Below are 19,953 nucleotides of genomic sequence, written 5' to 3' on the forward strand. Positions count from 1 at the left end.
GGTCGGTGTGGAGGCGGTTACACTGTGGAAATGTCGGCCCAGCGCAGCTCCAGTTCCGAGGAATCGTTCCGCTCGCTCTGCCGCTCCTCGCCCTGGCGCTGGGAGACGCTCCGCTTCACCATCACCTGGCGGGCGCCGTCGGCGGAGGGCATCGACACGCCCGCACCGCTGAAGGCGTGGGTGAGACGCCCTGCTGCCCTGCGCGTCGAGGCGGCGGATGGCACCCTGCTGCATTCCACGACGGGCAACGAGACGTCCCGCGACGCGTTGTACGTCAGCGCCACCCGGAAGTCCTGGCTCCTGGCGCCACGCCTCGTCACGCCCGTGTACGACGACGCCGGTCTCGTGCGGCGCCGACCCGAAGCCGCCTACGGAGAGGTGGTGTTCGGCGACCCGCGCTGGTCCTCCATGCTCGACCCGGTCGAACTCGCCGGCAGTTCACCCGTCGCGATGGCCTATCCCGGAGCGAACCGGGTGGAGGTGCTCGACCTGGCGGAGGAGACCTTCGCAGGCCGGCCGGTGCTCGCCGCCACCGTGACCCGCAACGCCTCCTACGAGCCGGCCGCGCCGGGCAGGCCGCTCGTCGGCGAGGGACATACACGGGTGCTGATCGACGTCGGCACGGCCGTCTGCGTCTCGACGACCGCACTGGACGGTCCGTCGCAGGGCGCCGGACACGATCTCCACCTCCTCGGAGTGGACGAGTACCTGACCGACGACTACTTCCGTGCGGCTCCACCGGAACTCAGCGACGTGAGCAGACACGTTCCCTGGGTGGTCGGCTGATTGCAGTCCGGCGCCTTCCACGCGCAGTCGGCTGGGGGTCCCGGACGGGCCCCCCAGCCCGGGACCTAGATCTCCGCGCCCTCCAGCAGTTCCGTTACGAGGGCCGCGATGGGCGAGCGCTCGGACCGCGTGAGCGTGACATGGCCGAACAGCGGATGGCCCTTGAGGGTCTCCACGACGGCCGCGATCCCGTCGTGGCGTCCCACGCGGAGGTTGTCGCGCTGGGCGACGTCGTGGGTCAGGACGATCCGGGAGTTCTGGCCGATGCGGCTCATGACCGTGAGCAGGACGTTCTTCTCGAGGGATTGCGCCTCGTCGACGATCACGAAGGAGTCGTGCAGGCTCCGCCCGCGGATGTGGGTCAGGGGCAGCACTTCCAGCATGCCGCGGTCCATGACCTCCTCCACGACCTCCTGCGACACGAGCGCCCCGAGGGTGTCGAAGACAGCCTGGGCCCACGGATTCATCTTCTCGTTCTCGCTGCCGGGCAGGTAGCCGAGTTCCTGGCCCCCGACCGCATACAGGGGACGGAAGACGACGACCTTGCGGTGCTCCCGCCGCTCGAGGACGGCTTCGAGTCCCGCACACAGGGCCAGCGCCGACTTCCCGGTACCCGCTCGCCCCCCGAGGGAGACGATCCCCACTTCCGGATCCATGAGGAGATCGATGGCCAGGCGCTGCTCTGCCGACCGCCCGTGCAATCCGAAGACGTCCCGGTCCCCACGGACGAGCCGGACCTGCTTGTCGGCCCCGACCCTTCCGAGCGCAGACCCACGCGGCGACAGCATGATCACGCCGGTGTTGACGGGCTGCTCGGCTCCGGCCGGGATGAAGACCGCTTCATGGTCGTACAGGGCGTTGACCTCCTCCACCGTCGCGTCGAGCTCAGCCACTCCCGTCCATCCGGAGTCCTTGACGAACTCGTTGCGGTACTCATCGGCCCGCAGACCCATGGCGGAGGCCTTCACGCGCATCGGCAGGTCCTTGGAGACGACGACGACGTCGCGCCCCTCCACTGCCAGGTTCTTCGCCACCGCGAGGATGCGCGAGTCGTTGTCCCCGCTCCTGAAGCCGACGGGCAGTACCTCCGGCGAGACGTGGTTCAGTTCGACCCGCAGGGTTCCTCCCTCTTCCCCGAGGGGGACGTCCTTGTCGAGGCCGCCGTTCTCGACCCTGAGGTCGTCCAGCAGCCTCAGGGCCTTCCGGGCGAAGTAGCCGAGTTCCGGGTCGTGGCGCTTGCCCTCGAGTTCGGATATCACGACCACGGGCAGGATCACTTCGTGTTCGGCGAACCGCAGGATCGCGCGGGGGTCGGACAACAGCACCGACGTATCGACGACGTAGCTCCGGCGGGACGCCGATGCGCCGCCGTCGGTGGCAGAGCGGACCGGCTCAGGGGTTCCGATGCTGCCGGCGTCCTGCTGGGAGGTGTTGGTTGTAGCCACGTGAACTCCGCTCCGGGGTGGGCACACCCCGAATTCGTAGGGTTGGGGTGGGCGTTCCGGCCTGGAGGCCGGCGCGGCCTCCCCGACTCGTACGAGATGCCTGTCAGCACCGTCGGCGTCATCAGCGGCCTTCCATCGGCGGATCTGGACTCCCGTCGATGGCTCGACCCTACGCCGTCCGCCCCCCGTGGCGCAGGTCTCTTTTCTCGTGTCGACCGTTAAGGGCTGGTGAACTCTCAGGATCCGAAGCGGCGTTGTCTGCGCCCGAAGTCACGCAGCGCGCGCAGGAAGTCGACGCGGCGGAAATCCGGCCACAACGCTTCGCAGAAGTAGAACTCGCTGTAGGCGCTCTGCCACATGAGGAAACCGGACAAACGCTGCTCTCCCGACGTGCGGATCACGAGGTCCGGGTCCTGCTGGCCGCGAGTGTAGAGGAAGGAGGAGATGTGCTGGTCGGTCAGTTCCTCGGCGAGGGTCTCGAGCGACATCCCCTTTCCTGCTGCGTCACGCATCAGTTCCTTCACGGCGTCGACGATCTCCCGCCGTCCGCCGTACCCCACCGCCACGTTGACGTGGAGTCCGTCGATCTTTTCTGTGGACCGTGCGAGGTCGACGAGCTTCCGGCTCAGGTCCTCCGGAAGGAGGTCGAGTGCCCCGACCGGCTGAACCCGCACCCGGTTGCTCTCGCCCAGTCGGTCCAGGGTGTTGGCGATGATGTCGAGAAGCTGGTCGATCTCCTCCTGCGGCCGTCCCATGTTGTCCGTGGACAGCATGTACAGCGTGACGACGTCGACGCCGAGTTCCTCGCACCAGCCGAGGAACTCGTGGATCTTGTCCGCGCCGGCCTGATGCCCATGGCTTGTCGGAGCACCCGCGAGCTTGGCCCACCGGCGGTTGCCGTCCACCATGACGCCGATGTGATGCGGGATGCGCTCAGGGGCCAGATTGCGCTGCAACCTGCGCTCGTAGAAGCTGTAGCCGACTTCGGGGAACGTCCATGTCACGCCCGGTTGCCCTCCCCTGGTCCACGCTCCGGCCCGGCCGGAGGATTCCTCTCGCGGGACACCTGCGCCCCGACTGACTCCTCTTACCGTACCGGCAGTTGCCCCACAAAGGGCCGCATGGGGCACTGCTGCCCATCACCCACCGCACCGTTGCCCACGGGGAGCACCCACTCCGGTCGACTAGAATCCGAGCATGACCTCGCGCCATCCGACCCCTACCCCGGGCCCTTCGGAGCCGGGCGGAAACAGCGGCTCAACCCTGGGGGACGCCGTCGAATCGATTGCCGGCCCCCTCGCGGATGCCATGGCGATCAAGCCCCTCTGGCGCGGCTGGATCCACGCCGTCGCCACCCCGCTGGCGGTCGTGGCGGGGATCGTCCTGGTGGCGCTCGCGACGACGACGGAACTCAAGGTCGCGTCCGCGGTCTACGCCCTCACCGGCGTGCTGCTGTTCGGCGTGAGCGCGGTCTACCACCGGGGCAACTGGAATCCACGCGTCAAGGTCATCCTGAAGCGGCTCGACCACACGAACATCATGCTCGTCATCGCCGGCTCCTACACGCCCCTGGCATGGGCCCTGCTCGACAGGGGGAAAGCCGAGACCCTCCTGTGGATCATCTGGGGTGGTGCGATCGCCGGAGTGCTTTTCAGGAACCTCTGGGTGAATGCCCCCCGGTGGCTCTACGTGCCGATCTATGTGGCCCTGGGCCTCGGCTCCGTGTTCTACATGCCCGATTTCTTTGCGGCGAACGTACTCGCGGCTACCCTGATCTGTGTGGGCGGCGTCCTGTACATCGCCGGAGCCGTGTTCTACGGCATCAAACGACCGAACTTCTCGCTCCGCGTCTTCGGGTTCCACGAACTGTTCCACGCGCTCACGGTAGCGGCCTTCGCTGCGCACTTCATCGCGATCATGCTGGCGGTCCTTCACCCCGTCCAGGCCTGACAACCCGACCGGAGGGTCCGCAGGAACCGGTCCGCAGGGACCTGTCTGTGGGGACTCCACCGTGGTGCCCGGACCGTGTGCCGTGCCGAGACCGTTCGGCAGCGGACTCCTCGCGAAACCCTCTGGGACGAATCCAGCGGTTCAGCGGTTGTCCGGCCCGTGCTTCCCGCCCGGCATAGGACGGTCCACACCCGAGCCATCCGGCGAAGCGCCGGCGGCCCGTGTACCGTCCGCGACCGGTGGCACCTCACCCGTGGTCGACACCTCGCGCTGCTCCCGCTCCTGCTGCACCTCGGCAGCGTACCGGACCCGCCGGACGCGCTTGGTCATGTCCCGGATCAGGAAGATCACCAGGACGACGACGAAGAGGGTCGCCAGGAACCCCAGCGTGCCCGGCGTCACCGACGCCGGATCGAGACCGGGCTTCAGCGTCGGGTCGCCCGACGGCGTCGTCATCGCAGCCAGGCTGAGGGAAGGAAACACGCACGCACCACTTTCGGGATCGCCTGCGGATCGGGGTGTCCGCAGGATGCAATTCTACGCGGGATAGAAATGATCGGCGGACCTAGGATCCGGCGGTGACGCCCGCGAAGAAATCGTCCTCGGGCAGGGACGTGCCGACCCGTGAGGTGATGAGCGAGTAGTCCTCCCACGGCCACACCTTCTGCTGCAGTTCGACCGAGACGGCGAAGAAGAAGCCTTCCGGGTCCACCTGGGTCCGGTGTGCGAGAAGGGCCCGCTCCCGGTGGCCGAAGAAGTCGCCGCAGTCGATCTGGGTCGTCGTCTCGTGGGCCGGGGCAGGGGGCTGATGGCCCTCCGCGTCCGCCTCGAGCCACTGCGCGATCCGCTCCGCGTAGGGCGACTGCAGCCCGGCCTCCTCCAGTGCGAAGTGCAGGGCGCGGAAGCGTTCCGGGTTGAACGCGCGGTCGTAGTAGAGCTTGGAAACGCTCCAGGCCTCACCGGTACCGGGGTACCTCGCCGGGTCCGCCGCAGCTTCGAAGGCCTCGACGGCGATCCGGTGGGCCATGATGTGGTCCGGGTGCGGGTAGCCGCCGTTCTCGTCGTAGCTGACGATCACGTGGGGGCGGAATTCACGGACGAGTTTCACGAGGGGCGCGGCCGCCCGTTCGAGGGGCTGCAGCGCGAAGCAGCCGAAGGGCAGGTCGGGAAGTGGATCCCCCTCCGGCAGGCCCGAATCCGTGAAGCCGAGCCAGCGCTGCTGAACGCCGAGCTCGGCGACGGCTCGCGCCATCTCGATCCTCCGCAGGCCCGGCAGGTCGCGCTTGCCGTGCGGATCGCCGTCCATCGCAGCATTGAGGATGTCGCCCCGCTCGCCACCGGTGCAGGTGGCGACCATGACGTCGGCGCCCGCTGCGACGTAGCTGGCCATCGTGGCCGCGCCCTTGCTCGACTCGTCGTCCGGGTGGGCATGGACCGCGAGGAGGCGGAAACCCTCACGGGACACGCGGGGATGATCCTGGCTTGGCAACACGTGCTCCTGGCTTCGCGGGGGTATGGGAAGCGGCCGAGATGGCCGCGGCGGCGGACGGTGGAGCGGACAGTAAAATGAAGGGATGAGCTCCGCCTATACGCCAACTCTAAGAGTAGCCAATCGCTACGGCACCCCAAAGCCGAAGAAGCCCCTGGGGCGGCTGCGGCTGCTGGTCATCGCGGTGATCCTCGCGTCGGTGGCTGCGGTGGCCGCCGTCGCCCTCACGACGGGCAACCCGGAGGTGTCCTCCAAGGACGTCGGCTTCTCCCTTGCCGGTGACGGCAGCGCGAGTGTCGACTTCGAGGTGACGAAGGAGCGCTCTGCCACCGCGCAGTGCGCCGTGCAGGTGCTGAGCGAGAACTACGCCGTCGTCGGCTGGAAGGTCGTCACGATCGGCCCGAATGGTGCCGAGGAGGGCGCCAACGGCGGCGACACCACCGCCCACCGAGCGGACGTCCGCACGGATTCGCCGGCCGTGACGGGCGGTGTCAACGCCTGCTGGCTCGTCGAGGACTGACGTGCACGGCCGGCGTTCTTGGGTTCTGGCCCTCCCCCGCCTAGAATGAAGGGATACGTATCGCCCCGCTTCACCGGCGTACCGGCCTTCCGGTCCCACGAGGCGGGGTGTTTGCTTGCCGGTGGTGATGGCTCCGCCATCGTCCGGTCGAGCGACCAAGTGCTTCCACCGGTTCCGATGGAGGCCGTACCGAAGGAGTTATCCCGTGTCCACTAACAGCGCCCCTGTCGCCTGGCTCACACAGGAGTCCTACAACCGGCTCAAGAGCGAGTTGGAGCACCTGTCGGGTCCCGGCCGTACCGAGATCGTCGCGCGCATCGAGCAGGCCCGTTCCGAGGGAGACCTCAAGGAGAACGGCGGCTACCACGCGGCCAAGGAGGAGCAGGGCAAGGCAGAGGCCCGCATCCGCCAGCTGACCCACCTCCTGAACAACGCCCACGTGGGCGAGGCACCGGCGGACAACGGCGTCGTCGAGCCGGGCATGATGGTGTCCGCCAGGATCGCAGGCGACGTCGAGAACTTCCTGCTCGGCAGCCGCGAGGTCGCCGGTGACACCGACATCGACGTCTACAGCGAGAAGTCGCCGCTGGGCGCCGCGATCCAGGGAAAGAAGGCAGGGGACACCGTCACCTACGCCGCGCCCAACGGAAAGCAGATCACCGTGGAGATCATCTCGGCTACGCCGTACGTCGGCTGACGGACGGGCGGCGTCGAGCGCCTACGAGCCGAGACCGAAGCGGTCCGTTCCCCCGGGAGCGGGCCGCTTCCGTTTGAGCAGGAACGCTGCGAGCACGCCTCCGAGCGCCCCGAAGAGGTGCGCCTGCCAGGAGATGTTCGAACCGACCGTGGGAAGGATCCCCCACAGGATGGACCCGTAGACGGAGAACAGGAGGACCGCCAGGAGGATCTGCTTCCAGTCCCGGTTGTAGAAGCCTCGCGCGACCAGGTAGGTGAAGAGGCCGAACACGACCCCCGAGGCGCCGATGGTCAGTCCTCCACCGAAGAGCCAGGTGCCGATGCCCGAGGCGACCCAGCTGATCCCTACTGCCAGGGCGAACCGCCGCGCACCCTCGAGGAACGCGAGGAACCCGAGGACGAGCAGCGGCAGCGTGTTGCTGGCCAGATGGGCGATTCCGCCATGGAGGAGCGGTGCAAAGACCACTCCGTCGAGTCCGTCCACGCGGCGTGGCGCGATCCCCAGGGTCATCACGAGGAGGTTCCCGAGCAGCGCGTTCAGCACGAACACCGCCCACATCACGGCGACGAGTCCGACGACCGTGACCAGGCCTGCCTGCGCGCGGCGAGCGAGCTCCCCCATGTCCCTCCCCTCAGCCCTGGATGACCACCGGCTGGAAGCCCTCGGCGCGCAGGTTGCTGAGGACCTGCTCGCAGTGCTCGTCGCCCTTGGTCTCCATGTTGATGGTGATGGCGACATCGCCCATGCTGATCGATCCGCCGACGCGCGTGTGGTCCACGCCCGTGACGTTGGCATCTGACTCCGCGATGATGCGTGAGATGGTCGCCAGGGACCCGGGGCGGTCGTCGAGCAGCATGCGCACCACGAGGTAGCGGCCGGCGGCGGCGAGACCTCGCTGGATGACCTTGAGCATGAGCATGGGGTCGATGTTGCCGCCCGAGAGAACGATGACCGTATTGCCCGGCGTGGCGCCGTTCTCTGTCAGCTTGCCGTCCAGCAGGGCCGCGACCCCGACGGCTCCAGCAGGTTCCACCACCATCTTGGCCCGTTCGAGCAGGAAGATGAGCGCCCTGGCGAGGGAGTCCTCGCTGACGGTGACGACGTCGTCCACGAGTTCCCGGATGATCGAGAACGGCAGCTGGCCAGGGCGTCCTACCGCGATGCCGTCGGCGATGGTCGAGACCTTGGTGAGCGGCACGAGGGCGTCGGCGGCGAGGGACGGCGGGTAGGCGGCCGCGTTCTCGGCCTGGACGCCGATGATCCGGATCTCGCGGCCGAGTTCCTTCGCCTTCGCCTTGATCGCCACCGCAACCCCGGCCAGCAGTCCACCTCCGCCGACGCCCATGAGGATCGTGTCGACGTCGGGCACCTGCTCGAGGATTTCGAGGCCTATGGTCCCTTGCCCTGCCACGACGTCCACGTTGTCGAACGGATGGACGAAGACCGCGCCGGTCTCGTCGGCGTACCTCTTCGCTTCGGTCAGCGCCTCATCGACGTTGTGGCCGTGCAGGACGACCTCCGCGCCATGTCCGCGCGTCGCGGCGAGCTTCGGCAACGCCACACCGAGCGGCATGTAGATGCGGGCGGAGATGCCCAGCCGCGCGGCCGCCACCGCCACACCCTGCGCATGGTTGCCCGCGGAGGCGGCCACGACGCCGCGTGCGCGCTCGGCTTCGCTGAGCTTCGCCATCCTGTTGTACGCGCCGCGGACCTTGAAGGATCCGGCGCGCTGCAGGTTCTCGCACTTGAAGGAGACGGTGGAGCCAGTTAGGCGGCCGAGGGCGCGGGACTGCTCGATGGGCGTGCGCGCGATGACGCCGTCGAGCGTGCGGTGGGCAGCCTCGACGTCGGCCAGTGTCACGGGGAGCGCGGCGGCGGGGGCGACACCGAGGACGGACGTCGCGGGTGCGGCCGCCGCCGGTGGGGTCGCCGACAGTGTGGTGGTCGCGGCTGGAGTGAGGGGTGCTGCAACAGCCTGCTCGGTCATTGGGAGGTCTCTTCCTGGAGGGCTGGCGCCGATGGAGCGGCGTGAGGTTCCGGGGTGCTGGCCGGCGATGCCGGGGCGTCAAGCCCCGCCGTCGCCGGCCCGCTAATGCCTTGTCCCTCCCCGAGCGGACGGTGGTCCTGCGCCACCTCCGGATCATATTCCCAGGCCCGCTGCGCGATGTAGCGCACGGATGTGTTGAGCACCGCCAGGAGCGGGACGGAGAAGAGCGCGCCGGGGATACCCGCCAACAGGGTGCCGCCGGCAACCGCGAGCACGACGGCGAGCGGGTGCAGTGCGACGGCCGGGCCCATGATGAGGGGTTGGAGGACGTGACCCTCGAGCTGCTGGACCAGGAGCACGATCGCGAGCATGACGAGCGCGTTGACCCACCCGTTGGCCACGAGGGCCAGCAGGACGGCGACAGAGCCCGTCGCCAGCGCGCCGACGATCGGGATGAACGACCCGAGGAAGACCAGCACCCCGAGCGGCAGGGCCAACGGCACACCGATGATCGCGGCGCCTATACCGATGCCGATCGCGTCGACGGCGGCGACGAGCATCTGGACCCGGACGTAGCTGGCCATGGAAGCCCAGCCCCTGCGGCCGGCGCCGTCCACGGCTGCCCGCGCGCGCAGGGGTGCGAGGCCGACGACGAAGCGCCAGATCCGTCCGCCGTCGAGCAGGAAGAAGATCAGGGTGAACACCGTGAGCAGCGTGCCGGCGGCGACGTGCCCCGCCGTCGTACCGAAGGAGAGAGCACCGCTGAGGATCGAGGCGCTGTTGTTCTGCGCGGCGTTGCCGATGTCCTGGAGGTACTGGTCGATCTGCGACGTCGTGAGTTGCAGTGGCCCCTGGGCCAGCCAGTCCAGCATCTGCTGGATACCGGCGCGGGCCTCACCCCAGAGACTGGAGAAGCCGAGCGCCAGCTGCCGTCCTACGAGCGAGAGGGCTGTCGCGATGATGCCGAAGAAGCCGACGAGCGTGACGGCGACAGCGAGACCGTTGGGCACCCGCCGTCGTCGGAGCAGGTTCTTCAGCGGCATCAGCAGCGCCGCGAGCAACCCGGCGACCATGAGCGGTATAACCAGCAGGGACACCTTGCCGAGAAGGTAGACCAGCACGCCGCTGACCACGATGACGAGCCCGAGCCGCCAGGACCAGGAGGCGGCGACGCGCAGCGCGAAGGGAACGTCGGTGCGGTCGTCCGCGCGCAGGGCCGGCCGTGCACCCGCGGGTTGCTCCGGCAGTGGACTCGGCAGTGCAGCGGCCCCGCGACTCACTGCGCGCTGGAGGGCGCGCTGGGGTTTCGCTCCGGGGAGACGCTGCATGGGCCAATCTTTCCATAGAAGGCCCTGGCGCCGGTTATCCGAGACCTGGCAGTATCCCCCAACTCGCCGAGAACGAGGTCCCGGGTGGCAGCCACCGCAGGCCCTCGCCCGAGTTGAACGCGTTGGCCGGCGCCGTCATCGGCTCGATCGCCACGGCCCTGCTGACTCCGGGGTAGATGGTGCTGATGTAGACGTGGGCGTAGGCGAAGGCCGGGTCCGCCCACAGGGTGACGCGCCGGCCGTCCGGAGCCGACAGGACGTGCTCGTGACGCCCGGACACCGGCTCGAGGTCCGTGAAGGCCGCGTCGAACTGGATGTCTCCGACGCGGCGGCCCGATCGCAGGTCGAACTGTCCGGAGACGGGCGCGGTACCGGTGGGGATCGACTGGTCGTCGGACTCGAAAACCGTCGCAGCCCGCACGGTCAAGGTGAGGTCCTCGGTCGGCACGTCCGAGATCTTGAGGTAGGGGTGTGCACCGAGGGCGAAGGGGGCATCCTCGGACGACAGGTTGGTGAGCTCCTGGGTAACCGTCAACTGCTGCTCCGTGAGCTCGTAGGCGGCGCGGTGCAGAAGGTGGAAGGGGTAGCCGTGCTGGGGGAAGACCTCGGCTTCCAGGACCACATGGGAAGGCGCTGCCTCGACCTCCTGGTACCCCGCGTTGCGCAGGAGCCCGTGGATGGCGTTCCCCTTCGACGGCTCCGTGATGTCGAGGCGCTGCTCCTTCCCGTGCAGCGTCCATCGGCCGTCGGCCACGCGGTTGGGCCAGGGCGCCAGCAGGATGCCGCCACCGCCTGCAGGGATGTCGCCGTCACCCCAGGTCTCGGTGAGGGCGACGCCGTCGTGCTCATAGGACCTGAGGGCCGCGGCGAGGCTCGCCACGACGACGGTCGACGCACCCGCCGTGAGCGTGTAGTTGGTTCCGCTGGCCAATCGTGGGGACGCCTGAGTCATGCAGCGATGCTACCGCCGGGCGTCCCCCGCCCGCCCCCTTACTCCTGCTGGCCCAGCGGCTTATGATAGGTTTTGTTCGATTTAGTTCGTACCCGTTCGCTTCGCGTACCCCCGACGCTCCGAAGGAGGACCATGCTTGCAGCAGAGCGCCAGGCGGCGATCCTCGACAGGCTCACGCATCAGCCTGCCGTGCGGGTGAGCGGGCTGGCCCTCGCCCTCGGCGTCTCGGAGATGACGGTACGCCGGGACATCGATACCCTCGAGGCTCGCGGTGCGCTGGTGCGTGTCCACGGCGGAGCCGTTCGGATCGGCAGCCTCAGCTCGGTCGAAGCGGGTTTCGACGCCAACCGGACGCGCGGAGGCCTGGCGAAGCAGCAGATCGCCGTGACAGCGGTCTCGCTCCTGACGCCCGGCATGACGGTGTCCATCACGGGAGGCACCACGACCTACGCCCTCGCTCCCCTCCTGGCGCGGGTCCAGGGACTCACCATCATCACCAATTCCCTTCCACTGGCGGACGAACTCCACCGCCTGAAGTCCGCAGGCCCGAGCGACGGCGCGCCCGAGGTCCTGCTCTCGGGCGGTCAACTCACGCCGTCGAAGGCGCTCGTCGGGCCGATCGCCACCAGCACCATCTCCTCCCTCCGCGCGGACCTCTGCTTCATGGGTGCCCATGGCGTTGATGCGGCCGCCGGCATCACGACCCCGAACCTCGCCGAGGCGGACACGAACAGGGCGTTCGCGAGGGCGTGCGGCGAGCTCGTCATCCTCGCCGACGCCACGAAGATCGGCGTTGTCAGCCTCGCCCGGGTGGCTGCGCTCGACTCCGCTACAGCCCTGGTCACCGATCAGCCACCCGACGGCGACTACGGCACCCTCACCCGCATCCTCTGCGAACCCGTCCCCGACCCCCCTCTGGAAGAGCGTCCATGACCCATGTCACCCCCACCCGCCTGTCCGACGGGCGCGAGCTGATCTACTTCGACGCGCGCGAGGACAGCGTGGCACGCCACCGCGACGCGTCCCTCGTCCGCGACGCGCGAGGGCTTCCTGCACGCGGGCCCGCCGGTACCGCGCGCTTCGACGCACTGTCCGGAGAATGGATAGCCGTTGCGGCGCACCGCCAGTCTCGGACGCATCTGCCGCCCGCCGACCAGTGCCCACTCTGCCCGACGACGCCTGCAAACCTGTCGGAGATCCCGGCGTCCGACTACGAGGTCGTGGTGTTCGAAAACCGGTTCTCCTCGTTCGGCCCGGATCTCGGCGAGCTCCCGGGCACGCCGGGATGGGGTACGACGGCGACAGCGTACGGGCGGTGTGAGGTCGTCGCGTTCGATTCCGCGCACGAGGGCTCCTTCGGCTCGCTCAGCGCCGAGCGCGCCAGGACGGTCATCGATGCCTGGGCCCAGCGCACCGAGGCGCTGTCCGCGATGCCCGGAATCAAGCAGGTCTTCTGCTTCGAGAACCGCGGCGCGGATATCGGCGTCACGCTCCTGCACCCCCACGGGCAGATCTACGCGTACCCGTTCATCCCGCCGCGCGCCGCGACGCTTGCAGCGCGTGCCGCGGCGTACTTCGATGCGACCGATGGGAAGCAGACCCTCATGGGGCACGCCCTCGCGAGCGAGCGGAGCGCGGGCGACCGCATGGTCATCGAGGGCGAGCACTTCAGCGCCTTCGTGCCGTTCGCCGCCCGATGGCCGCTCGAGGTACACCTTGTCCCCCACCGCCAGGTGGCCGACCTCTCGGGCCTGACGGGCGAGGAGCGCGACGAGCTGACGACGGTCTACCTCGACCTCCTCGGCAGGCTCGACGCCCTCTATCCGACACCTACGCCGTACATCGCAGCATGGCAGCAGGCGCCGATCGATAACGCCCTCCGGCCGGCGAGCTACCTGCACCTCCAGCTGACCTCGCCCCGGCGGGCTGCGGACAAGCTGAAGTTCCTCGCGGGCTCGGAAGCCGCGATGGGCGCCTTCATCAACGACACCACGCCGGAGAAGGTCGCGGAAGCACTCCGTAGCGCCGTTCCCGGCACACCCCGGAAGGACCAGGCATGAACTCCACCCCCCTCGACCTCGCGGCGGCTTTCACCGACCGCTTCGGCACCGAGCCGGACGGCCTGTGGTCCGCTCCGGGGCGCGTCAACCTCATCGGTGAGCACACCGATTACAACGACGGCTTCGTGCTCCCGTTCGCCATCAAGCACTCGACGACGGTCGCGGCGGCCGTCCGGAAGGACCGTATGGTACGGGTCGCGTCGACGTTCGCGCCTGACGAGGACCCGGTGACGGCCGATCTCGACACCCTGGCGGAAGGTGCCGTGCACGGCTGGGCGGCGTATCCGTTGGGAGTCCTGTGGGCCATGGAGCAGTCGGGCTACCGCTGCCCCGGGATGGACCTCCTGGTGGACTCCTCCGTCCCGGTCGGAGCCGGACTCTCCTCGTCGGCGGCGCTCGAGTGCTCCGTCGCGGTCGCTGCGAACGAGCTCTCACAGGGGGGCGCGTCGCGCCGCGAACTCGCTGCGATCGGGCAACTGGCCGAGAACAGGATGGTGGGGGCGCCCACCGGGATCATGGACCAGTCGGCTTCGCTGCTGGGTGAGTCCGGGCACGCCGTCTTCCTCGACTGCCGCTCCGGCGACTCACGGCTCGTCCCCCTCGACCTCGAGGGCGCAGGGCTGGAGCTCATGGTCATCGACACCCGCGTCAGCCATTCCCACTCCACCGGCGGGTACGCGGCGCGCAGGCGCTCGTGCGAGCTCGGAGCGGAGCTCATGGGCGTTCCCGCGCTCCGTGACCTCTCGGTCAAGGATCTCGCTGAGGCAGCCGGAGTCCTCGACGAGGAGACCTTCCGGCGGGTTCGTCATGTCGTGACGGAGAACGCGCGGGTCGAGGACGCCGTCGAGGTGCTCGCGACCAAGGGACCAGCCCAGCTCGGATCGCTGCTCATCGCGAGCCACGCCTCGATGCGCGACGATTTCGAGATCTCCTGTCCCGAACTGGACGCCGCCGTGGATGCATCCCTCGAGGCAGGCGCGATCGGCGCCCGCATGACCGGGGGCGGTTTCGGCGGTGCTGCCATCGCCCTGGCTCGTGTGGATGACGTACCCGCCATCCGGTCGGCCGTCGAGCAGGCATTCTCCTCGGCCGGCTTCCGGTCGCCGGTCATCTTCAGCGTTCTGCCCGGCGCGGGCGCCGGACGCATAGCCTGACGCTCCAGCACCTGCCGCACAAGGAGAAGGGCCCGCAACCGTGAGGTTTGCGGGCCCTTCTCCTTGTTCGACTGTTCGTCGACGGACGGATCCCGTGCACCTAGCGCACGGGATCCGACGTCGTCGTGCTAGTCGTCGCCGCGAAGAATCGCGAGGAGGCGGAGGATCTCGACGTAGAGCCATACCAGCGTCACGGTCAAACCGAACGCCGCCGTCCAGGAGTACTTCTGCGGAGCGCCGTGGCGGACACCCTCGCTGATCGACGTGAAGTCGATGATCAGGGAGAAGGCCGCCAGCCCGATGGCGAAGATCCCGATGACGACGCCGAAGGGGATCCCCGTCCCCAGGAAGTCCGCGCCTCGGAGGCCCCAGGGGTCATCGTTGAGACCGAAGACCATGAGTCCCAGGTTCACCAGCGAGAAGGCCATGTAGCTGATGATCGCGATCATGAAGAACTTCATGGCGCGTGGCGTGGCGCGCACCTTGCCGCTCTTGAAGAGTGCTAGGGTGACGCCGAAGACGACCAGGGTACCGAGCACGGCCTGCATCGCGATGCCGGGGAACATGCTCTCCAGGAACATCGTGATACCGCCGACGAACAGTCCCTCGAGGGCTGCATAGGCCAGGATCAGCGCGGGCGAGGGCTCGCGCTTGAAGGAGTTGACGAGGCCCAGCACGAAACCGCCGAGCGCCCCGATCACCATCAGGGGAAGTGCGAGGCCAGGAACCACGAACGCCGGGATGGCCGCCCCGACGAGCACGACACCCAGGCAGAGCAGGGTCTTGACGATGACGTCGTCGAAGGTCATCCGGCCTGTCTGGGCAGGGCCGGCGGACGGCTGGTTGTACATGTGCTCCAGCTGATGCTGGTTAGCCATCGCCTGGCCTGCGTACGTCGCAGTGCCCATTCCCGCAGTACCGAACCCCGCCGTCTGGTTGCCCCGGGTAGCGGAGCGGAAGGTCTTCCCGTTGAATACCGGATTACCGCCAAGTGCCATTTCTGTTAGTCCTCCAATAGGGGGCTGAGTGTTCTTGCAACCCTACCAATCTCAACGGTTCTGCTGGGGGTTTGTTCCCCGCAGGCGTCTGCCGCTTGGCTTGTAGGCCCGGGAATTACAACACCAAGGCGCCTTGGTAAAACTTTCGTTACCGAATCGCTACCTCGGTGCGGAGCTTTTGCGAAATGACGAAACATGCCGCTAGTAACATGAACCCCACGCCCGTGACACTCGTCACAACTGTTGATCCTGGCGGCTTGCCGTCGGGCCTGCCCCCACCGTGGAGGTTCCCATCTTGAACACCCTATCGACGCCTGCTCGGATCAGGAGATCCCTGCTGCTGGTGCTCGGTCTCCTGGCCACAGTGCTGCTCGGCGCCACGTCCGCGCAGGCGTCCTCCCAGCCGCCCGTCCCGGCGTTGCATCCGGTCCACATCCCCGCGACCATCCATGCGCAGAACGTCGACTATCGGATCGGAGGTGTCCTCCGTGGCGTCGACGGTCCGATCGCCGACGCCACCGTCACCGTGACCGGCAATGGATTCGAAGGCGAAGCGACGTCCGGCGCAAATGGCGCCTGGAGCATCACGGTGCCGGAGCAGGGCACCTACGAAGTCGCCCTGGACGAGGACACCCTCCCCGACGGCATCGCTCTTGCCGAAGGGCAGGAGAACCCGCGTGAAGTCACCTTCGCCAACACCTCCAGCGCCACCACGCTCTTCCTCTTCGGTGAGGGCATCGTGTCGCAGCAGACGTCCTTCCTGGAGACACTCACCGAGCGCGCCCTGGCCGGCTTCAGTTTCGGCCTGCTCCTGGCGCTCAGCGCCGTCGGCCTCTCGCTGATCTTCGGGACCACCGGGCTCACGAACTTCGCCCACGGCGAGATGGTGACCCTCGGGGCGGTCCTGGCGTTCGCCTTCGCTGCCGCGGGGCTCCCGATCGCGGTCGCGATCGTCCTGGCCGTCATCGGCGGAGGGCTGCTGGGCTACGTGCAGGACGCCGGGCTCTGGAAGCCGCTGCGCAGGCGCGGCACAGGGCTCGTCCCGATGATGATCGTCAGCATCGGCTTCGCCCTCGCGCTGCGCTATGTCATCCAGTTCTTCTTCGGCGGCGCCACCCGGCAGTTGCCCGGCTCGCAGAGCGAGATCATCGACATCGGTTCGGTCTCCATCTCCCGTAACGACCTCACGTCGCTGATCATCAGCCTCGTCGTCATCCTCGTCGTCGCGTTCCTGCTGCTCCGGACGCGCATCGGCAAGGCCACCCGCGCCGTCGCGGACAATCCGGCCCTCGCGGCCGCCTCCGGCATCGACGTCGACCGCGTCATCCGCATCGTCTGGGTCATCGGAGGCATGCTGGCCGCGCTCGGCGGCATCCTCTGGGCGTACTACCGTCCCGGCGTCTCCTACAACATGGGTCAGCAGATCCTGCTGCTCATCTTCGCCGGCGTGACACTGGGCGGTCTGGGCACCGTCTTCGGCGCCCTCGTCGGCTCCATCATCGTCGGCCTCTTCGTGGAGATCTCCACGATCTGGCTCGAGGCAGACCTCAAATACGTGGGAGCGCTGCTGATCATGATTCTCGTGCTCCTGTTCCGGCCGCAGGGTATCCTCGGCCGCCGAGAGCGCATAGGTTAGGGGCTCTTCATGGACTTCGGAAACATCCTTGTCAACGCCTTCGGCGAGCTGATCAGCCCGACGACGGCGGCTTACGCACTCGCAGCCCTTGGCCTCGCGGTGCACTTCGGCTACTCGGGCCTCCTCAACTTCGGCCAGGCCGGCTTCATGGCTGTCGGAGCGTACGGGTACGCCATCTCGACGCTCAGCTTCAATGCCCCACTGCCCGTGGCCGTCTTGGTCGCACTCCTGGCCTCGGTGGTGTTCGCGATCGTGCTCGGCATACCGACCCTGCGCCTGCGCGCCGACTACCTCGCCATCGTGACGATCGCCGCAGCCGAGATCATCCGCTACATCGTGACCACCAACGGACTCACGGACGTCACCGGGTCGGCCAACGGCCTGGCTGCGTTCGAGGGCGGTTTCTACGATCTCAACCCGTTCCCCCCGGGCACCTACAACGTCGGCCCCCTAGGCATGAACGAGCGCGACTTCTGGATCCGGATCGTCGGGTGGAGCGTCGTGATCATCGCGTGCCTCGTCGTCTGGCTGCTCATGCGCAGTCCTTGGGGGCGTGTCCTCAAGGGCATCCGGGAGGACGAGAACGCCGTGCGCTCCCTCGGCAAGAACGTGTACGCCTACAAGATGCAGGCACTCGTGATCGGCGGTGTCCTCGGTTCCCTGGCGGGCATCATCTTCACGCTGCCGCGAGGCGCGGTCCAGCCTGCCAACTACGCCACGGAACTCACGTTCTTCCTCTACACATGCCTCCTTCTCGGCGGCATGGCCACTGTCCTCGGACCGGTCATCGGAGCGATGATCTTCTGGGTAGTGCTCTCGTTGACGCAGGGACTCCTGTACGGCGCGATCGAGGTCGGCGCCATCACGTTCCTGTCGAACTCGCAGGCGGGCCAGCTGCGCTACATCCTCGTGGGTGTGGCACTGATGCTGCTCATGGTCTTCAGGCCGCAGGGCGTCCTGGGTAACAAGAAGGAGTTGGCGTTCGCATGACGACGAACCACAGCGACAGCACCACCGGAGACAGCGGCGCCAGGGGTGCCGCCGGAGCCCATGCGGCGGACGTCCCGGAGGACGGCGGCCAGGGTGGAACCGGCGGAGCACACGCCGCAGGCTCTCCCACCGTCGCACCAGGCAGCGGAAGCTCGACGGGTGCAGCGCCCGGGCAGGACCACATGACCGACTCCGCCCCGATCACCACCGACGCCGCCGGGCCGGGGTGCCGCAAGCGTGACCCCATCGTGATCGCCCGGAACGTGACGCGGAGCTTCGGTGGCATCAACGCCGTCGACGTCGAACACCTCGAGATCCCCCGGCACAAGATCACGGCCCTTATCGGGCCCAACGGAGCCGGAAAGACCACACTGTTCAATCTGCTGACCGGGTTCGACATCCCGAACAGCGGCGACTGGGAGTTCGACGGCAAGCCCCTCGCGAAGGTCGCTTCGCACAAGGTCGCGCGCATGGGCATGGTCCGCACCTTCCAGCTGACCAAGGTCATGGGCAAGCTCACGGTGATGGAGAACATGCGTCTGGGCGCTACGGACCAGCCGGGCGAGAGTCTCGCCCGCGCCCTGTTCAAAGGCATCTGGGGCGGTCGCGAGCGCGAGATCACGCAGCAGGCCGAGGTGCTGCTGCAGAAGTTCAAGCTCGACACCAAGCGTGACGACTATGCTGCATCACTCTCGGGCGGCCAGCGCAAGCTCCTCGAGATGGCGCGAGCGCTCATGGTCCGCCCGAGGCTCGTGATGCTGGATGAGCCGATGGCAGGCGTCAACCCCGCGCTGACGCAGTCCCTCCTCGACCACATCAAGAACCTCAAGGCGGAAGGCATGACCGTGCTGTTCGTCGAGCACGATATGCACATGGTCCGCCATATTGCGGACTGGGTGGTCGTCATGGCCGAGGGCAAGGTCGTCGCGGAGGGACCGCCCGACATCGTCATGAAGGATCAGGCAGTGATCGACGCCTACCTGGGCGCCCACCACGACGTGGACCTCGGCGACTCCACCGGCATCGAGCGCCTTGAGGAGGAGCTCGCCAACGACGAGGAGTCGGTCGTCGGCACCGAGGACGAGGGCATCCTCGGACACGGGGTCACCGAGGTCGCGGGCGGCGCCCCGTCCGCCGGCCCCGCCCACCCTGCCCACCCCGACGAGGAGAAGAGATAATGGCTGAATTCGAGGGAGACTCTGTCGTCAAGGTCACCGATCTCGTCGCGGGCTACCTTCCCGGCGTGAACATCCTGAACGGCTGCAGCATCGAGGCACGCCGAGGCGAGCTCATCGGCATCATCGGCCCGAACGGTGCCGGGAAGTCGACGCTCCTGAAGGCGATGTTCGGCCTCGTGAAGGTCCATTCGGGCACCGTCGTGGTGCGTGGACAGGACCTCACAGGGCTCAAGGCGAACCGGCTCGTGAGCCGCGGCGTCGGGTTCGTCCCGCAGAACAACAACGTGTTCGGGACGCTGACCATCGAGGAGAATCTCCAGATGGGCATGTACCAGCGTCCCAAGGACTTCAAGGAGCGGTTCGACTTCGTCACCAGCCTCTTCCCCGAACTGGGCAAGAGGAGGGCACAGCGAGCGGGCTCGCTCTCGGGAGGTGAGCGGCAGATGGTCGCGATGGGCCGCGCGCTCATGATGGATCCGGCCGTCCTGCTGCTCGACGAACCCTCCGCCGGGCTCTCGCCCGTGAAGCAGGACGAGACGTTCCTGCGCGTCCACGAGATCAACCGCGCCGGTGTCTCCGTCATCATGGTGGAGCAGAACGCACGCCGGTGCCTGCAGATCTGTGATCGGGCCTACGTGCTGGACCAGGGGAAGGATGCGTACACAGGCACAGGCCGCGAACTGATGAAGGATCCGAAGGTAATCCAGCTGTACCTCGGAACCCTCGCGGATACCGCCTGATTCCTGCCGCAGCGCGGCAGGTGGAACCAGGATGACGTAGGCG

20 protein-coding genes are annotated in these 19,953 nt (G+C 67.8%); 11 read left to right on the plus strand and 9 right to left on the minus strand.

The features are described from left to right. Positions 1-30: 30 nt before the first annotated feature. A complete protein-coding gene (locus tag FDK12_RS06785) occupies positions 31-786 on the plus strand; it encodes a hypothetical protein (protein ID WP_137368876.1) in 756 nt (251 codons plus the stop codon). Positions 787-851: 65 nt separating this feature from the next. Here the strand turns inward: FDK12_RS06785 and FDK12_RS06790 are convergent, their stop codons facing one another. Continuing rightward, positions 852-2,192, minus strand: a complete 1,341-nt coding sequence (locus FDK12_RS06790) for a PhoH family protein (RefSeq protein ID WP_104117945.1) — start codon at positions 2,190-2,192, stop codon at positions 852-854. Positions 2,193-2,467: 275 nt separating this feature from the next. After that, complete coding sequence (locus FDK12_RS06795) at positions 2,468-3,235, minus strand: isoprenyl transferase (protein WP_137368877.1); 768 nt, start codon at positions 3,233-3,235, stop codon at positions 2,468-2,470. Positions 3,236-3,539: 304 nt separating this feature from the next. Here FDK12_RS06795 and trhA point away from each other — a divergent pair, with 304 nt between their 5' ends. Beyond that, positions 3,540-4,181, plus strand: coding sequence for a PAQR family membrane homeostasis protein TrhA (gene trhA / locus FDK12_RS06800; RefSeq protein WP_223263184.1), 642 nt, complete (start codon positions 3,540-3,542; stop codon positions 4,179-4,181). Between the two features lie 141 nt (positions 4,182-4,322). Here trhA and FDK12_RS06805 read toward each other — a convergent pair whose 3' ends face one another. Beyond that, complete coding sequence (locus FDK12_RS06805; RefSeq protein ID WP_137368879.1) at positions 4,323-4,637, minus strand: hypothetical protein; 315 nt, start codon at positions 4,635-4,637, stop codon at positions 4,323-4,325. Between the two features lie 109 nt (positions 4,638-4,746). Then, entirely contained in the window at positions 4,747-5,646 is a 900-nt protein-coding gene (mca, locus tag FDK12_RS06810) for a mycothiol conjugate amidase Mca (RefSeq protein WP_137368880.1), read from the minus strand. 109 nt (positions 5,647-5,755) lie between these two features. Between mca and FDK12_RS06815 the strand changes: the two genes are divergently transcribed. Continuing rightward, positions 5,756-6,190: a DUF4307 domain-containing protein gene (locus tag FDK12_RS06815; protein WP_137368881.1), complete on the plus strand. Its 435-nt coding sequence runs from the start codon at positions 5,756-5,758 to the stop codon at positions 6,188-6,190. Between the two features lie 205 nt (positions 6,191-6,395). Then, positions 6,396-6,887 carry a transcription elongation factor GreA gene (greA, locus tag FDK12_RS06820; RefSeq protein WP_223263149.1) on the plus strand — a complete coding sequence of 164 codons (492 nt, stop codon included), beginning with the start codon at positions 6,396-6,398 and terminating at the stop codon, positions 6,885-6,887. A gap of 21 nt (positions 6,888-6,908) precedes the next feature. Here greA and FDK12_RS06825 read toward each other — a convergent pair whose 3' ends face one another. From FDK12_RS06825 to FDK12_RS06840, 4 genes are read right to left on the minus strand one after another with little or no spacing between them, the layout of a single operon-like run. Further along, positions 6,909-7,508, minus strand: a complete 600-nt coding sequence (locus FDK12_RS06825) for a rhomboid family intramembrane serine protease (protein ID WP_137368882.1) — start codon at positions 7,506-7,508, stop codon at positions 6,909-6,911. Between the two features lie 10 nt (positions 7,509-7,518). Continuing rightward, entirely contained in the window at positions 7,519-8,874 is a 1,356-nt protein-coding gene (ilvA, locus tag FDK12_RS06830) for a threonine ammonia-lyase (protein ID WP_223263150.1), read from the minus strand. After that, entirely contained in the window at positions 8,871-10,202 is a 1,332-nt protein-coding gene (locus tag FDK12_RS06835) for an AI-2E family transporter (RefSeq protein WP_137368883.1), read from the minus strand. Before FDK12_RS06835 ends, ilvA begins: the two co-directional genes overlap by 4 nt. 34 nt (positions 10,203-10,236) lie before the next feature. Next, complete coding sequence (locus FDK12_RS06840; RefSeq protein ID WP_137368884.1) at positions 10,237-11,154, minus strand: aldose 1-epimerase family protein; 918 nt, start codon at positions 11,152-11,154, stop codon at positions 10,237-10,239. Positions 11,155-11,286: 132 nt separating this feature from the next. On the opposite strand from FDK12_RS06840, the gene FDK12_RS06845 reads away from it, so the two are divergent. Genes FDK12_RS06845 through galK form a run of 3 tightly spaced genes read left to right on the plus strand, consistent with a single transcriptional unit; the run spans position 11,287 to position 14,368 of the window. Continuing rightward, positions 11,287-12,087 carry a DeoR/GlpR family DNA-binding transcription regulator gene (locus tag FDK12_RS06845; protein WP_137368885.1) on the plus strand — a complete coding sequence of 267 codons (801 nt, stop codon included), beginning with the start codon at positions 11,287-11,289 and terminating at the stop codon, positions 12,085-12,087. Continuing rightward, on the plus strand, positions 12,084-13,214 hold the full coding sequence (gene galT, locus FDK12_RS06850) for a galactose-1-phosphate uridylyltransferase (protein WP_137368886.1): 1,131 nt from the start codon (positions 12,084-12,086) through the stop codon (positions 13,212-13,214). Before FDK12_RS06845 ends, galT begins: the two co-directional genes overlap by 4 nt. After that, positions 13,211-14,368 carry a galactokinase gene (gene galK, locus FDK12_RS06855; protein ID WP_137368887.1) on the plus strand — a complete coding sequence of 386 codons (1,158 nt, stop codon included), beginning with the start codon at positions 13,211-13,213 and terminating at the stop codon, positions 14,366-14,368. The genes galT and galK overlap by 4 nt, the downstream gene beginning before the upstream one ends. A gap of 128 nt (positions 14,369-14,496) precedes the next feature. On the opposite strand, the gene FDK12_RS06860 is transcribed toward galK, so the two are convergent. Next, a complete protein-coding gene (locus FDK12_RS06860) occupies positions 14,497-15,366 on the minus strand; it encodes a Bax inhibitor-1/YccA family protein (protein WP_104117895.1) in 870 nt (289 codons plus the stop codon). 295 nt (positions 15,367-15,661) lie between these two features. Between FDK12_RS06860 and FDK12_RS06865 the strand changes: the two genes are divergently transcribed. The 4 genes from FDK12_RS06865 (at position 15,662) to FDK12_RS06880 (ending at position 19,910) form a co-directional block, all read left to right on the plus strand. Then, complete coding sequence (locus FDK12_RS06865) at positions 15,662-17,002, plus strand: ABC transporter permease subunit (RefSeq protein WP_137368888.1); 1,341 nt, start codon at positions 15,662-15,664, stop codon at positions 17,000-17,002. Positions 17,003-17,011: 9 nt separating this feature from the next. Continuing rightward, the gene (locus tag FDK12_RS06870) at positions 17,012-17,992 is read left to right on the plus strand and encodes a branched-chain amino acid ABC transporter permease (RefSeq protein WP_104117896.1); all 981 of its coding nucleotides are present in this window, start codon (positions 17,012-17,014) and stop codon (positions 17,990-17,992) included. A 182-nt stretch (positions 17,993-18,174) separates the two neighbouring features. Then, complete coding sequence (locus tag FDK12_RS06875; protein WP_104117951.1) at positions 18,175-19,170, plus strand: ABC transporter ATP-binding protein; 996 nt, start codon at positions 18,175-18,177, stop codon at positions 19,168-19,170. Then, positions 19,170-19,910, plus strand: coding sequence for an ABC transporter ATP-binding protein (locus FDK12_RS06880; RefSeq protein ID WP_104117897.1), 741 nt, complete (start codon positions 19,170-19,172; stop codon positions 19,908-19,910). The genes FDK12_RS06875 and FDK12_RS06880 overlap by 1 nt, the downstream gene beginning before the upstream one ends. Positions 19,911-19,953 lie beyond the last annotated feature (43 nt).

The sequence above is a fragment of the Arthrobacter sp. NamB2 genome (genome assembly GCF_005281365.1).
In the GTDB taxonomy this organism is placed as follows: domain Bacteria; phylum Actinomycetota; class Actinomycetes; order Actinomycetales; family Micrococcaceae; genus Arthrobacter_D.